The sequence below is a fragment of the Halostagnicola alkaliphila genome, assembly GCF_055379965.1.
On sequence record NZ_AP043826.1, the window covers coordinates 2969059 to 2983041 of the forward strand.

General features: G+C 58.3%; 9 protein-coding genes. 4 read left to right on the plus strand and 5 right to left on the minus strand.

The features are described from left to right. Positions 1 to 91: 91 nt before the first annotated feature. On the minus strand, positions 92 to 2731 hold the full coding sequence (locus tag ACZ5C7_RS20230) for a hypothetical protein (protein WP_464378056.1): 2640 nt from the start codon (positions 2729 to 2731) through the stop codon (positions 92 to 94). A 369-nt stretch (positions 2732 to 3100) separates the two neighbouring features. Next, complete coding sequence (locus tag ACZ5C7_RS20235) at positions 3101 to 4135, minus strand: lysylphosphatidylglycerol synthase transmembrane domain-containing protein (RefSeq protein ID WP_464378057.1); 1035 nt, start codon at positions 4133 to 4135, stop codon at positions 3101 to 3103. Positions 4136 to 4668: 533 nt separating this feature from the next. Between ACZ5C7_RS20235 and ACZ5C7_RS20240 the strand changes: the two genes are divergently transcribed. The 3 genes from ACZ5C7_RS20240 to gyrA all read left to right on the plus strand — a co-directional run bounded on the left by ACZ5C7_RS20240 (position 4669) and on the right by gyrA (position 10228). Further along, complete coding sequence (locus ACZ5C7_RS20240; RefSeq protein ID WP_464378058.1) at positions 4669 to 5616, plus strand: biotin--[acetyl-CoA-carboxylase] ligase; 948 nt, start codon at positions 4669 to 4671, stop codon at positions 5614 to 5616. Between the two features lie 147 nt (positions 5617 to 5763). Further along, a complete protein-coding gene (gene gyrB, locus ACZ5C7_RS20245) occupies positions 5764 to 7695 on the plus strand; it encodes a DNA topoisomerase (ATP-hydrolyzing) subunit B (RefSeq protein WP_464378059.1) in 1932 nt (643 codons plus the stop codon). A gap of 16 nt (positions 7696 to 7711) precedes the next feature. Further along, complete coding sequence (gyrA, locus tag ACZ5C7_RS20250; protein ID WP_464378060.1) at positions 7712 to 10228, plus strand: DNA gyrase subunit A; 2517 nt, start codon at positions 7712 to 7714, stop codon at positions 10226 to 10228. 109 nt (positions 10229 to 10337) lie between these two features. Here the strand turns inward: gyrA and ACZ5C7_RS20255 are convergent, their stop codons facing one another. From ACZ5C7_RS20255 to ACZ5C7_RS20265, 3 genes are all read right to left on the minus strand, one after another. After that, a complete protein-coding gene (locus tag ACZ5C7_RS20255; protein WP_464378061.1) occupies positions 10338 to 10871 on the minus strand; it encodes an Rrf2 family transcriptional regulator in 534 nt (177 codons plus the stop codon). A 180-nt stretch (positions 10872 to 11051) separates the two neighbouring features. Further along, positions 11052 to 11984, minus strand: a complete 933-nt coding sequence (locus ACZ5C7_RS20260; protein WP_464378062.1) for a ZIP family metal transporter — start codon at positions 11982 to 11984, stop codon at positions 11052 to 11054. A 138-nt stretch (positions 11985 to 12122) separates the two neighbouring features. Beyond that, positions 12123 to 12803, minus strand: coding sequence for a metal-dependent transcriptional regulator (locus tag ACZ5C7_RS20265; protein ID WP_464378063.1), 681 nt, complete (start codon positions 12801 to 12803; stop codon positions 12123 to 12125). A 91-nt stretch (positions 12804 to 12894) separates the two neighbouring features. Between ACZ5C7_RS20265 and rocF the strand changes: the two genes are divergently transcribed. Beyond that, positions 12895 to 13815, plus strand: a complete 921-nt coding sequence (gene rocF / locus ACZ5C7_RS20270) for an arginase (protein ID WP_464378064.1) — start codon at positions 12895 to 12897, stop codon at positions 13813 to 13815. Positions 13816 to 13983 lie beyond the last annotated feature (168 nt).

A 13983-nucleotide genomic window follows, 5' to 3' on the forward strand; every position in this document is an offset into this window, starting at 1 on the left:
CTCGTATTTGAGAGGTCCCGAATTCACAAACCGGGGTAGAATAGCGAAGTTGTAGACCACTCAAATGACCGCTCATTCGAAAGTCGCGGCCTTACGACGTGCGCTCGAGGACCTGGATGAGATCGAACGAGATGCCGGTATCGTGGTTGGCCCATACACCGACATCGCCGTCTTCCCAGGTGGTGTCATTTCCAGAAACCGTCGCGACGACTTCGTCTGCAGACACGTCGTAGAGTTCACAGACGTGGTCTTCGTCCTGGTCGGGGTGTTGCCACCAGTGGCGTACACGATACCAAGTCCCGGCGTCGTAACTCAGCCCGTACTCGCCGGTTCCCACGGTTGAACTCGAACTTCCGTCGTGGATATCAACGCGGAACCCGCTCGAACTCAGTTCAACTCGGTAGTGACCGTCGTTATCCTCGGATCCCTGTCGACCGAACTGGAAGCGAGTCAGATCGAGGTTCTGTATCTGGAAGTAGAACTCCCAGAGGTCACCCGGCTGGGGGAAGGTCTCGAGCGACGGACTACTGTTTTCGTTCGCGAACGCCCGAGTGAACCCATCGTCGTAACACCGCAGCGCGTAGGAGTTCTCGTAACTGTCGCTATCAGTATCGACAGTCCCCGTTTGCGATGGAATCTGCCACTCGTCGAGGCTTCCATCTGAGAAGTCATCGACGACGAGTTCCTGTGGGCCACCGTCATCATCGTCGTGTAGTTCCCGAATCGTGATCTCGTCGAAATAGCACCGATCGTTACCGCTGATCCAGTATGCGATATTCGATCGGTCATACCCTGTATACTGTGTTTCGTCGGTGGTAAGCTCCCCGATTATCTCCGTCCCTTCGCCGGTGTCGATCGAGACCGTCCAACTGTCGCCATCCGTCCCATCGACGACCGTTCGATACCACGTCGCCGTATCGACCGTCACGTCGGTACTCCCGAGGTACGAGTCCCCATCCGATCCGCGTTCTTGGAACCAGAGCGAGGATTCGGTGTCGCCGAAGGAGACGCCCATTCGGAACGTCTCCGAATAGTCCGCAGATTGGGTTCCGAAGTAGGTGTAAAAGGCTTCCTCGAGGGTCTGTGTGTTCCACCAGAACTCCCATTTATCGTTCTGTCCGGGGTACGCATTCAACCCGGAGTCGGATCGAACAGAGCCGGAGAACCCGCTGTCACCATCGAGTTCTAAGCCATAATCTCTTCGATACGCTGCTGACGAAGTGACATCTGCTTCAGTGTCGACGGAATACGCATCGAAGTTACCGTCTTCGAAGTTGTCAACGACGGTTCCAGGAGTTTCTTCATTCTCGTCATCATCTTCATCACCGAAGTGGAACTCCGGCATCTCGTCGGGCTCTTGAACGCCAGCGTCGCTGGAGGACACTTCGCCTGAGTCGTAGGTGGTGCCAGCCTCGTCAGTGAACGACCCCGACCCGATATAGGCTAGCGACCCTTGATCCGAACTCCGCTCTTTGTAGACCCGCAGATCTTCGTCAACGCTGACGTTAGCTCCTCGAATCAAGAAGGTCCGTCGATAATCATGTCCAGTTGAGAGGTCCTCGATATACATGTCACCGAGGGTAATGTCGCCACTCGAAAACCGGAACAAACGGTGGCCCGACGAATCATCGCCCGTGACAACGAGACGATCGAGTGAAGCGTCGTTGTTGTCGTCCCTCGACCGGACCAGCGACTCACCGAATTCGGTCGCATCGAGTGTTAGTCCGATAACGTTGATGTCGCCACCGATTTCCATATCGAGTCCGACAGCACTGCGATCAACGTCGTTCAGCGTAACTTGACCACCAACGATGGTATCGTTGGAGCCGATACGCATAGCTCCCCCGCCGTGGATATTGACTGCATCACAGTTCCACAGCACGACTTCTCCAACGGTAGACTCATCTGGGGACACGTAGTAACCGTTATCGATCCAGTCTTCAAGATAACAGTCTTTCCAGACGAATAGACCGTCAGTAGGATCCCCGTTGCTGACCGGGATCGCGAATCCCACATGTTCGTGAATGTCCGACACGTTAATTTCTCCATCTGCCATCTCGAGATTTTCGACGAGGGCGGTCCCGTCGGATGCGACGTCGAGTCGGAACGTGTATCGATTCCCGATCGAGTTGTATCCGGACGACCGATGGGATAGGTCCTGCCAACGGTTTCGCTGACCACGTAGTTCCACGTCTTCGATCCAAATCTCATCTTGGATTTCTTCTGAAATGATCCCCGTATCGGTATTGTACTCCGGATAATTCGGCGGGTCTTCAGTGATGTCGAACGTGACGCCCTCGAGAATGAGCGTGCTGACCCCGCTTGGCGATAGAAGGGTATGGCCTCCCGAACCATCAACTCCCCTATAATAAATTTCGGCTCCGTCACCAATTAGCCCGAACACATCCTCGTTCGAGACGCTTGCCTGAGTTTCGATTTCGTAGGTCCCGCTTCCAAGGTCGACGATGGCACCGTCCTCAGACGCGTCTTCGATCAACTCGGCGAGATCGCCGTTTCGTCCATCGTAATCGTCGGCGTCAACCGTGGAGAACTCTTCGCGCACGTCAGGTTTGGATTCCCAGAGATCCCACGCGTCGCTCGGAACCTCAGATGTGAGATCGTAGTAATCGTCGGATCGAGCGGGAGTGGCACTCGAAGATGCGGTTACTGGCGTTATTCCGGATGAGATTCCAAGCACCGACGCACCGATACCGGCACCACTGGCCTTCATATAATGCCGTCTCCCGAATGTGTTTTCGGATGATTCCTTATCATTCATTATCTCTTCTTCATTATCTTTTATCTTTTCAGACATGGTTACATATAAGAATCCAATAGTAATAAGCATTGTCACAATAACACTATTGTAAGTTTGGAAGTGTCTGAGGTGACAAAATTTTAATATATTTAGAGTATAAACTTACTCGTCCAAAATAATTCTCGCCCAAGTAGATTCTACTTCGTGGTCGGCTCAGTGCCGTTGGGAGTGTCTTAGACGGCCACCTGGAATCACCAAATCACATCGGAACTCGAGTTCGAGAACACGGCAACTGAGAAATGTCTCCCTGTGAGTCGGAGAACGGTCCCTACGCATGATCTCTCACAGTGCCCGGCTCACTGAGAAGTGTGATACGATAACCGTACCTGCTCCGAAAACCAACGGGAGCCAGTACGTGGCCGCCCGGTAAAGAAGCGTCGCAGCCGTCGCCTCGGGAGCGGAAACGGACCCAACGGTGACGAGCAAAACGATAAACACTGACTCGACACTTCCTAACCCGCCTGGGAAGGGGAGAACGTTCGTGATTGCACCGAGTGGAACGACGAACAAGACTAGTTCGGGGGAAACAGCGTAGCCGACGGCGTACAGCGCGAGCCAGAGCGCACTCGAGAGAAACAACCACCCGAGTGTCGAATATGCGAGCGCGCGTTTGAGGGTGTGTTGGTCGGCAGCGACCTGTTCGACCTCGTCGACGAACAGTCCGAGCCGTTGGTGAAGTCGTGCGTACGACATCGGTCGAACGCCCGGGACGAGTGCACTCAGGCGAGACGAAATACCGCTGAGGACTGCGGCAACCCCATTGACGGTTCGTCTCCGGTGTCGCCACCCGTACAAGATACTGGCGATAAGCGCCACTATGACGGCTAGAACGGCGAGAAGCAGGAATTCGGTACGTCGGCCGATAGCCGCCGTTACGGCGAAATACAACAGGCCGACAGTAGCGAGTGGCACCATCGGAGCGTAGTTGAGGAGATCGAGACTCGAGACTGTCGCAAAGCTAGTTTCGTAGTCGCTGCCGATGTGACGGGTAAGCAAAAACGCGGCGAGGGGTTCGCCGCCGAGGTACGTCGATGGGGCGATACTGTTTGCAAAGAGCACGTTTCCGAACAAGAGGACGCCGTCGATCAGCCCGTGTTCGACATCGAGAATCTGCAGGACGAGCGAGAGAGTCACCGACCACGTCCCGATCCAACAGACGACCGCGAGGAGAACGCCGACCAGAACGGTTCGATCCGCGGTCACAATCGCCGAGAGCGTCGCCCGAATTCCGACGACGGAGAGAACGATGAGAACGCAGCCGACGGCGACGGTAAACCCGATCAGAATAGTCGTCACGCGAACGGTTCCAGTGTTCATAGAGACAACACGACGGACGAGACCAAAGTTCCGTGGCCGCCAGCCGATCGAAGTATCCCAGTCGGACAGTGATGCAAACGGACAAATGACACCCGTACGTCGGCGCGGAAGAAAGGAAGAATTAAGCGGCTGCCAGTACCCGTACGAAACGGGGCGTATGCTCCGCTTCCGGCGAAACAAACCACAGACGGAACGGTCATCGCTGAAGGCTTCCGGCAAAGGCACACGACGGCGCGGATGGACGTTTGGATCCGGCGACCTGCAACGCTGTCCGAGCCGAGCCTACCGCCGATAGGAGATGACGCGTCCGTCTCGTGGCCGCAAAAGCCCCCGGAAGCTACGTGCGACGCCGAGGCTCGGATAACGCACTCGCGAAAACCGAGTCGAAGAACTCGTACGGATTTTTGCCTGCCGTACTCGTAACCGGCGACGGACTCGAGAAGACACACCGAAGCGACTTCGTTCTCGGTCAACGGCCGATCCGGATACGCCCATCCGGCTAATTGAAGTGTGCGTATCCCAGTCTCGAGAGTATGAACGAGACGAAACGAGCGATTCTCGAGGCGCTGGAAGAGGGTCCGGTCGGTGGCCCGACACTCGCGGATGCGCTCGACGTTTCGCGGGCGGCAATCTGGAAGCAGATCGACGAACTACGCGACGCGGGGTTCGAAATCGAAAGCGGATCCGACGGCTACGTTCTCGACGCGATTACGGAATACAACGCGGCCGCCGTAGAATACGGTCTCGAAGCTCCCTTTTCCGTCGAGTACCACGATGCCCTCGGGAGCACCAACGATCGCGCACGCGAACTCGCGACCGACGGTGTCGCCGACATCGCCGTCCTCGCAGACGAGCAAACCGGCGGACGGGGTCGACTCGAGCGAGCCTGGAGCGCACCGAGTGGCGGCGTCTGGACGAGCCTCGTCTGTCGGCCCAACATCCCCCCCACACAAGCGCCGTTGTACACGCTGGCTGCAGCAGTTGCGACGACGCGAGCGGCTCGCGAAGCGGGCGTCGACGCCCGAATCAAGTGGCCAAACGATGTCGTCGTTCCCGTTGAGGACGAGGATCTCGACCGTCCCTATCGAAAACTCGCGGGGATCCTCACGGAGATGGAGGGTGAAACCGATCGCGTCGCCTGGATCGCTGTCGGTATTGGCGTGAACGCAAACGTCGACGCCGGTTCGATCCCGTCCGAAGCGACCAGTATTCGAGCCGAGGTCGACGACGTCGACCGGCGCGTCTTCGTCCAGCGGCTTCTCGAGGAGTTCGACGCCCAGCGAACCGACCTCGAGGAAGTTGTCGACGCATGGCGGGATCTCGCGTTAACGATCGGAACGCGCGTTCGGGTCGATAGCGCCACCGAGGAAATCGTCGGCACTGCCGTCGACGTGACCGAAACCGGGTCGCTGGTAGTCGAAACGGAGAGCGGGGAACGAACCGTTTCTGCAGGAGACTGCGAACACCTCCGACGAGCTTGAACGAGGATCGAATGTTCGTGAAATCTCGACGGAAACTACGGACGGCTTCACATATCCAGTAACCGTCACTACCTTTACTTTTTGTTCGCGCTCGCGCGCGTACGTGACCTTTTTAAGCCCCGGACTACTATCCGAAAACAGGTTTTCATGTCTCAGGAAAGCGAGTACGGCGCCGGCCAGATTCAGGTCTTAGAAGGCTTGGAGGCCGTTCGTAAGCGCCCGGCGATGTACATCGGTTCTACCGATTCTCGAGGATTACACCATCTCGTCTACGAGGTGGTGGATAACTCGATCGACGAGGCACTGGCAGGCCACTGTGACGATATCACCGTCTCGATCCACGACGACGGTGCCGTCACCGTCACTGACGATGGCCGCGGGATTCCCGTCGACACCCACGAAGAGTACGACCGCCCAGCGCTCGAGGTGATCTTAACCGTCCTCCACGCTGGCGGAAAGTTCGACAACAAGTCCTACCAGGTCTCGGGCGGCCTCCACGGAGTCGGCGTGTCCGTGGTGAACGCCCTCTCGAGTCGGTTCGAGGTCGAGGTCAAACGCGACGGCGGCGTCTTTCGCCACGCGTTCGAACGCGGCGAACCCCAAGGCGATATGGAGCGGGTTCGCGACCTCGCAGACGACGAGGACACGGGTACCGAGATCACGTTCTGGCCCGACGGCGAAATCTTCGAGACGGACCAGTTCGCGTTCTCGACGCTCTCGAACCGGCTTCGGGAGCTTGCCTTCCTCAACTCCGGTGTGTGCATCACCCTTCGGGACGAACGCGAACGAGACGACGGCGGCGAGTTCGTCTCCGAGACCTACGAGTACGAGGGCGGCATCCGCGAATTCGTCGAGTACTTGAACGAGACGCGCTCGGCGATGCACGAGGAGATCATTTACTTCGAGGACGAAGACGAGAACATTCAGGTCGAAGTCGCGATGCAGGCGACCCAGGAGCTACAGGGTTCGATCCACGCGTTCGCGAACAACATCAACACGCGCGAAGGCGGGACCCACCTCACCGGATTCAAGACCGCACTTACCCGCGTGATCAACGATTACGCGAAGGAAAACGACCTCCTCTCGGATCTCGAAGAGAACCTCAAGGGAGAGGATATCCGCGAGGGACTTACCGCAGTTATCTCGATCAAACACCCCGACCCGCAGTTCGAGGGCCAGACGAAGACGAAACTCGGCAACAGCGAAGTCCGGGGAATCGTCGAGGGTGCAATGCACGAGGGACTGGGGATCTACTTCGAAGAGAATCCAGACACCGCTCAGGCCGTCGTGATGAAGGCCGTCGAGGCGGCCAAGGCCCGAATGGCAGCCCGAAAGGCCGAAGAGCTGACCCGCCGAAAGTCCGCACTCGATTCGACCTCGCTACCCGGGAAACTTGCGGATTGCCAGACAAAAGATCCAGAGGAAGCCGAACTGTTCGTCGCGGAGGGTGACTCCGCAGGCGGAAGCGCAAAACAGGCACGCAATCCCGAGTTCCAGGCTGTCCTCCCGATCAAGGGGAAGATTCTGAACGTCGAAAAACACCGACTCGATCGAATTCTCGAGAACGACGAGATCCGGAACCTGATCACCGCCATCGGCGCGGGGATTGGCGATGAGTTCGACGCCGACGCCATCCGATACAAGAAAATCATCATGGCGACGGACGCAGACGTCGACGGGGCCCACATTCGGACGCTCCTGTTGACGTTCATCTACCGGCACATGCGGCCGCTGCTCGAGGGTGGGTACGTCTACGCGACCCAGCCGCCGCTGTACCGAATTCGGTACCGCGGAGAGACCTACGATGCGATGACTGACGCGGAGCGCGACAAGATTGTCGAAGAGAAATGTGACGGGAATCCGACCCAGGTCCAGCGGTTCAAGGGCCTCGGCGAGATGAACCCCGAACAGCTCTGGGAGACGACGATGAATCCCGAAAACCGCATTCTCAAACAGATCACCGTCGAGGACGCGGCGGCCGCGGACAAGATGTTCTCGGTGCTGATGGGCGATGCGGTCGAACCGCGAAAACAATTCATCAAGGACAACGCACCCGAGGCAGAATGGATCGACATCTGATAGGAAGGCAACACACATGAGCTCAGACGTACCCGAACCCACGGATGTAGAGGCCCGGACGGTCGAAACCGTCCGCATCGAAGACGAAATGGAGCAAAGTTACATCGACTACGCGATGAGCGTCATCGCGGGTCGTGCCCTCCCGGACGTTCGAGACGGACTCAAACCCGTCCACCGCCGAATCCTGTACGCGATGTACGAGATGGGGATCACGAGCGGTTCGGCCCACCGAAAGTCCTCCTCGATCGTTGGGGAGACGATGGGTGACTACCACCCACACGGTGACAGCGCGATCTACGACACGCTCGTCCGGCTCGCACAGGACTTCTCGATGCGTTATCCCCTCGTCGACGGACAGGGGAACTTCGGATCGATGGACGGCGATCCGGCCGCAGCGCCCCGATACACTGAGGCGCGGATGTCCTCGCTCTCCGAAGAGCTACTCGAGGATATCGACAAGGACACCGTCGACTTCCAGTCGAACTACGACGACCGACTCGAGGAGCCGACCGTCTTGCCCTCGTCGTTCCCGAACCTGCTCGTCAACGGTTCCTCGGGGATTGCGGTCGGGATGTCGACGAACATTCCCCCGCACAACCTGGGCGAAGTAATCGACGCGACGATCGAACTCATCGACAACCCCGACTCGACCGTCGAGGACTTAATGGACCACGTCAAGGGTCCCGACTTCCCGACGGGTGCGAACATCGTCGGTCGCGACGCCATCTACTCGGCCTACGCCAGCGGGCGCGGACGGCTTCGCGTTCGCGCCGAGTTCGAACTCGAGGAGTGGAAGAACGACCGCGAACGCATCGTCATCACGGAACTCCCCTATCAGTCGAATAAGGCCCGGATCGTCGAGCGTATCGCCGAAGACGTCAACGAAGGCGAAGTCGAGGGGATTTCGGACCTTCGGGACGAGTCCGACCGGAACGGCGTCCGCATCGTCGTCGATCTCAAACGCGGCGCGAACAGCGATGTCGTCAAAAACAAACTGCTCGAGAACCACCTCGAAAAGACCTTCGGCGTTATCAACCTCGCGTTGGTCGACGGCCAACCGCAGGTCCTCTCGCTCAAGGAGACTCTCGAGGAGTACGTCTCCCACCGTCGAGAAGTCGTGCGTCGGCGCAGCGAGTACGACCTCGCCGAAGCGGAGGATCGCGCCCACATTCTCGAAGGCCGATTAAAAGCCCTCGAGAACGTCGAAGACGTCGTCGAACTGATCCGCAACTCCGAGGATCGCTCGGATGCTAAATCCGGCCTCGCCGAAGAGTTTGACTTCTCGCAAGCCCAGGCCGAACACATCGTCAGGATGCAACTGGGCAGCCTCACGTCGATGGAATCCGCGGAGATCGAAGACGAGTACGGGGACGTCCAAGCCGAGATCGAACGCCTAACCGCGATCCTCGAGAGCGAACAGAAGTTGCTGACCGTCATCAAAGACGAACTCCGCGAGATCAAAGACGAGTACGACGACGAGCGCCGAACCTCGATCATCGAAGATCAGGGGACGGTCACTCACGAGGATCTCATTCCGGAGGAAGACGTGGTCGTCGTCATGACCGAAGACGACTACGTGAAACGAATGCCGATCGAGACCTTCGACCCCCAGGGTCGAGGCGGGAAGGGGATCATCGGCGCGGACATCAAAGACGAGGACCGCATCACGACGGTGTTCCACGCGAACACCCACGATTACTTGCTCTGCTTTACCAACCACGGGCAGGTATATCAGTTAAAGACCTACGAAATTCCAGAGATGGGCCGGACGGCGCGCGGGAAATCCGCCGTCAACATTCTCGACCTCGACGACGGAGAGGAGATAACGGCGGTCGTCGACACCGACTCGTTCGAGGACGACGAGTGCGTGACGATGGTGACCAAAAACGGCTACGTCAAACGCACCTCGGGCGACGAGTTCGACAACATCCTCACCACGGGGATCATCGCGGCGAGCCTCGAGGAGGGCGACGAACTCGTCGACGTGGAGGTAACCGACGGATCGAACGATCTCGTCATCGCGACCGAACGCGGGATGACCATCCGGTTCGACGAGAGCGAAGTGCGCGAGATGGGGCGAAACGCCCGCGGTGTCAACGGGATCAAACTCCAGGGTGAAGGGGAGGCAAGCGACGCCGTCGCCGGACTCGTCGCGACCGATCGTGACGGGGACGACGATCGCGCGCTGTTGACAGTCACCCGGAACGGATACGGTAAGCGAACGTTGCTCTCGGAGTACAACACGCAGTCCCGATACGGAAAGGGACTGATCGATATCAAGACCAACGATCGAAACGGCCCCGTTACAGCTGTCAAAGCCGTCACGGAAGACGATCACCTCGTCGCGATGAGCGAGCGGGGACAGATCATGCGGACTCGAGCCGGCGAGATTTCGACGGTCGGGCGCAACACCATGGGCGTCACCATCATGGACGTCGATTCCGACGACTCGGTCGCGAGCGTCGACGTGATTCCGTCGCTCGCAGCAGGCGAGGACGACACGAGCGAGGCGACCGACCCGACGGACAACTAATCGAAAAACGCGGACCTAATTTTGCGTTTCCAGATATCGAATCGATCCGCAGTGAAGTGATCGTCGATCCAGAAACCGGAGAGGAGAGTAAATCGAAGGCGAAACCGATTCAGTGAGCAGGTTCCTCGGACGGTGCGACCATTTCGTCGATCCGAAGAATGAGGATGTTGTTCGTATCGTCCTTTCCGTCGACGGTTCCCTCGATGAGAAGCTTCGAAAGCGGCGTCGGACCGACGATAACCGAATCGTCCTCGTTGATATCGCCGATTGCGCCTTGTACGTGGATTTCGGCGCGACAGAGTTCGGGGTGGTGAACGCTCGAGAGATCGATTTCTTCGATGATGACGTCGGTGACGGGCTCACCTTCGTGCTCGAGTGGAACGGAAGCCGGGTCGTCCATCTGTTGGATCTCGAGTGCTTCGTAAGCCGCCGCAGTCGGCTTGTATCCCCCTTTTGGACCGGGTACACCCTCGACGAGTTGGAGGGCTTTGAGACTCTGCATCTGGTTGCGAATCGTTCCCGGGTTTCGGTCGACCTGTTCGGCGATATCCTCGCCTTTGATCGCGTCGTCAGTTTCGTTGTGAAGATTCGTCAGGGCGCGCAGTATTTTCTTCTGGCTTGGTGTGAGTTCGATTGATGACATATGGAATCTTACGTAATTGATTTCCTTAAACCCGGCGGGTGAGCCCGGTTTTCTTCTACAATTTTGTGTTGTTCCCGTGAGTAGTAAGGCGTTTCCTTTCTTTGGGAGACGACATCGAGTCAGTGATGTTACACGGATACGTCTGAAAACCAATTAGTGCGAACCGTTCCGAAGGCGCGTTTACGCGGGAACGAGCCACCCCTCGAGTAACACGTCCGTGAGAACGTCCTCGAGCAGAAACATGAGGATGAACCCGACGACGAACGTCGCCGCGTTAACCCGGGTGAAGACCGCCTCGGCGTCGAATCGGATTAGATCCGCAACCTCGAGGAGGGCCTGAACGATTGCACCGACCGCGATCGCGTAGAACAGGACGGCGAGCAAGGGAGATTCGCCGAAGCTCCCGATCCATCCCCCGAGGATGACCGGACCGCCCGCGATGAGTCCCATCGCCGCGAAGTGTCGAAGCGGCGGCGCGGATCGATCACGAGCGACGGCCGCGACGACCGTCGGCCCCTCCATCACGTTGTGGAGGATAAACGCGAGGACGAGCAGCGTCAACATCGTGGCGTCTTGCCCGACGAACGCGACCCCGATACCGAGCCCTTCGCCGACGCTGTGTAACCCGAGCGCGATCGCGACGAGATAGGCAATCTCGAGACCGCTCTTCCCGCTAGTCGCCATTTTACGGTGTCGCCACTTACTCACAACGTACATCACCGCGAACGTCCCACCGATTCCGAGTAACGCGAGCCCCGCGGCCAGGGTCGCGCTCTCGGCATCGCCCGCGTGTCCGACCGCCTCTTCGGTCATTTCGACCGCGATGAACGCGAGCACACCGGCCGCGAGCGCCAGAAACGCGTGCAAATACCGGGGATCGAGCGCCCGGATAAACGGAAACCAGAGCATCCCGATCACGACGGGAACGACGCCGGCTAACGCGCCGATGATCGTCACCATCCAGAGAATTTCGAGCCTGCTCGCGTTTTCGACGCCGCTGAGATCGCCGAACGGCGAGGTCGCGTACAAGAAGACGAAGATCGATCCGAGGATCACGACGGGGCCGATTGCGAGCACCCATCGCGGAAGGTCGGCGAGCGATCGGTCGTTCATCGACCGGGCTCACCCCGACACCGCAAATACCACGAGTTCATTGAGCGCTGTTTAGAGGCGTCTAAACTTATATGTTGCCTACGAATTATTAGATTGAGTCGAATCTAATGGGTTAGAGAGGCCCGTAGAACGTCTCACTCAGGATTCGATTCCAGGAAGCGGAGCAACACGAACGTGGTGTGCTACACTCTCCGGAAGCGACACTGGGTCGTCGTGGTCGGTGGCTCGGGCCGTCACCATTCCGAAGGGAGCGACCTCGAGGATTTCGAGTTCGACGCCGGGCTCGACGCCGTGGTCGGCGAGATACGAGAGAATCTCCGGATCGCGATCGGCGACTTCCTCGACGACAACGACGTCGCCCTGTTCGAACTCGGTGATGGAGTCGCCGTCTCGCTCCGCGGGTGGCTCGAGGTCGGCACCCGGAATCGGCGAGCCGTGCGGGTCGACATCCGGTTCGTTCAGCGCGGCCGCGACCCGTCGCTCGAAGTCTTCGCTAATGTGGTGCTCGAGCCGATCGGCTTCCTCGTGGACTTCCGACCAGTCGTAATCGAGGTGCTCGGTTAGGTACGATTCGAGGAGTCTGTGGTGACGAACGACCTCGAGTGCAACCGTCTCGCCTTCGGCTGTCAGCGTAACGCCCTGATACTTCTCTCGATCGACGAGCCCGCGTTCTTCGAGTTTCTCGAGCATGCTCGTCACGGTTGGCGACGTGACGTCGAGTTCGGACGCGATCTCGGAGGTCTTGATGCGATCGTCCTGGCCGCGTTGAAGCTGATAGATGGCCTTGAGATAGTCCTCCATCACGTCGCTCAGCATCATACGAGTGATTTAGAGCCGTCTAACCCTAAATCTGTCGACAGCCGGGAAGACGGATCGTCACCACCAAGCAACTGGCCACGAAGGGTCGAATATGGACCAGGCCGTTCGAATTATCGGAGCACCGATGGATTACGGCGCGAACCGACGCGGCGTCGACATGGGCCCGTCGGCGATCAGGTACGCCGGCGTCGCCGAGAAACTCGAAAGCGTCGGCCTCGAAGTGACCGATTCGGGAGATTTACGGATGCCTCGAGCGGAGGAGCGAGATCCGGAAGCGAACCAGCCGAGTCGAGGGAACGCGAAATTCCTCCGAGAAATCGAAGACGTCAATATTCGATTGGCTCGACAGGTTCGCGAAACGATCGAGGAAGGAGTGTTCCCACTCGTCCTCGGCGGCGACCACTCGATAGCGATCGGGTCGATGAACGGATCGGCACGCGATGCGGACCTCGGTGTCGTCTGGTTCGATGCACACGCCGATCTCAACACGCCCGAAACCTCCCCCAGCGGTAACGTCCACGGGATGCCACTCGGTGCCGCACTCGGTCGAGGGATTTTCGAAGATTCAGATTGGGCACACGCTCACCGGGTTCGCGAAGAGTCCGTCGCGTACGTCGGACTTCGGAGTATCGACGATCGCGAACGAGAACTCATTCAGGACAGCGAGATTTCGTCGTTTACGATGTCCGACATCGACAACCGCGGGATAGCAACCGTCGTCGAAGAAGCGCTCGAGGTCGCGACGACCGGCACCGACGGGATTCACGTGAGCCTCGATCTGGACTGGCTCGATCCCAAGACTGCCCCCGGCGTCGGAACGCCCGTTCGTGGAGGCGTTACGTACCGAGAAGCGCATTCCGCGCTCGAGACCGTTTCGGCCCGGCACGCCGAGGATGGAGTGCTCCGGTCGATGGATATCGTCGAGGTGAACCCGATCCTCGACGAAGCGAACGAGACCGCGACGTTGGCCGCCGAACTCACCGCGAGCGCGTTCGGCAAACGGATTTTGTGAGCCGTTTGCCGTCTTTCCGAGATCAGGAAATCCGAGACAAATTCTCTCGGTTCCGTAGCACTGGATTTATCAAATTATACAATAGTTGCCAATCGATAACCGAGTTGTTTGTTGAAAACGTCTGTCAGGGCAGCTCTTCGTTTACTATGAGTAGAGTAACTTTCAGTC